Raw genomic sequence first — 1,661 nt, 5'->3', positions numbered from 1 at the left:
CCCCGCCGTAGCGGCAGGCGGAGGCGTGCCCGAACTCGTGGAAGACGAGCGAGGCGACGGTCAGCGCGAACACCACCAGCATGAGCACCGGCTGCTCCAGCACCTGCAGCACCGGGGTCATCGCCCCGTGCAGGGCGAACAGCCAGATCTCCATGGCGACCGCCGTCGCGAGCACCAGGGCCACCACCAGGGGACGGTGCAGCCAGGCCAGGGAGCGGGCGATCCGGGCGACCTGCCGCTCGCGGAAGATGACGCGGTGACCCTTGAGGACGAGCAGGAGGTCCGCGGTGGGCCCGGTGACCTCGTCGTCCTCCTGGCCGAAGGGGACGGTGACACCCAGCGGCTGGAGCTTGTTCTCGATCAGGTAGTGCACGTTCTCGGCGCTGACCTCGCGGCCGAAGCGCCCGCTCACCCGGTGGGAGATGGCCTCCGTGTCGCGCCGCCCGTCGATGGCGCGGGCGACCAGGTACAGCAGCCGGCTCAGCTGCACGACCTGCCCGTCCCCCCGGCGGACGATGTACCGGGGTTCGGTGGTCCCCGATCCCTTGTACTCGCCGAGGAGTTGCAGGCCGGCGCCCAGTCGCGGGACGGGGAAGCCCGTGTCGAAGGGGGCGGGTTCGATCACGTCCGCGCCGTACACCGCCGTCCCCGTGGGACCGGGGCCCTGAGCAATGTGACTTTCCGTCACCGTCCTGCTCTTCCTCCCGAGACGGACCGCGCCACGACGGGCGCGGTCCGCACACGTACGGGTGTTGTTACTGGCGGATGTTGATGGCCTGGGTGGCCTCGGACTGGGCGACCGCGAACGGGGAGAACTGGTTCGCCGCGAGCGACTCGTTGTGGGCGTCGACGTGCGCGATGTTCTTGGTCACGTGCGTGGTCTTGACGAAGCTGAACTTGAGCTTGCCCAGGGCCTCACGGCCGGGCAGCAGCTCCGCGGACTCGGCGTCGAGCTGGTCCATGTTCATGGGAGGGATACCTTTCTCGGTATGCGGAAGGAGGTGGGCCGCGGACTACTGGCGGATGTTGATGGCCTGGGTGGCCTGCGACTGGGCGACCGCGTACGGCGACCACTCGTTGGCCGCGAGCGACTCGTTGTGGGCGTCCACGTGGGCGACGTGCTTGGTCACGTGCGTGGTCTTGACGAAGCTGAACTTGAGCTTGCCCAGGGCCTCACGGCCGGGCAGCAGCTCCGCGGACTCGGTGTCCAGCTCACGCATGTCGAGCATTCGGGGATCCTTCGGACGAGGGTGCGGACAGGGACCGGGTCCCAGAACCCGTCCATCCACACCGGACGATCTGTCTGACGGCGTTGGACAGTAGCCGGGCACTCCGGCCCCGGCAAGCGACTCGGGTTCATGACTGACCGTCAACAGGGCTGGCTCGCAAGGGAAACGACAGGTGAGGGCCCCGGCGGAGGCGTCCCGGCCGGCCGGCCCCGCTCACCCGATATCACTCGAACGGGTCAATCCGCCCCCTGCCCGATGTGGGGAAGTCCCGGCAGAGGGGGCGAAGCACGACGAACCGGTGGCTATCCTCTCGATCCCCGAGGTGCCTGGGCCCACCAGGCCTCCGGTGAGAGGGGTGCACGTGCTTGTCGTTCAAGGGGCGACCGCCACCGCCGTCGTCCGCCACCGGACCGGAGAGCCGGTGGTCCTGCT

The 1,661-nt window shown here is 69.3% G+C and carries 2 protein-coding genes and 1 pseudogene; all 3 read right to left on the bottom strand.

Going from position 1 to position 1,661, the window contains the following annotated elements:
• Positions 1–625, bottom strand: a pseudogene (locus B085_RS0137025) (hypothetical protein); the annotation flags it as partial.
• A gap of 130 nt (positions 626–755) precedes the next feature.
• Positions 756–968, bottom strand: coding sequence for a hypothetical protein (locus B085_RS0137020; protein ID WP_018563646.1), 213 nt, complete (start codon positions 966–968; stop codon positions 756–758).
• Between the two features lie 45 nt (positions 969–1,013).
• Positions 1,014–1,229: a hypothetical protein gene (locus tag B085_RS0137015; RefSeq protein ID WP_018563645.1), complete on the bottom strand. Its 216-nt coding sequence runs from the start codon at positions 1,227–1,229 to the stop codon at positions 1,014–1,016.
• Between the last annotated feature and the right edge of the window lie 432 nt (positions 1,230–1,661).

This window comes from Streptomyces sp. BoleA5, from assembly GCF_000373665.1.
GTDB lineage: Bacteria > Actinomycetota > Actinomycetes > Streptomycetales > Streptomycetaceae > Actinacidiphila.
This window is presented reverse-complemented; position numbering and strand designations above follow the sequence as displayed.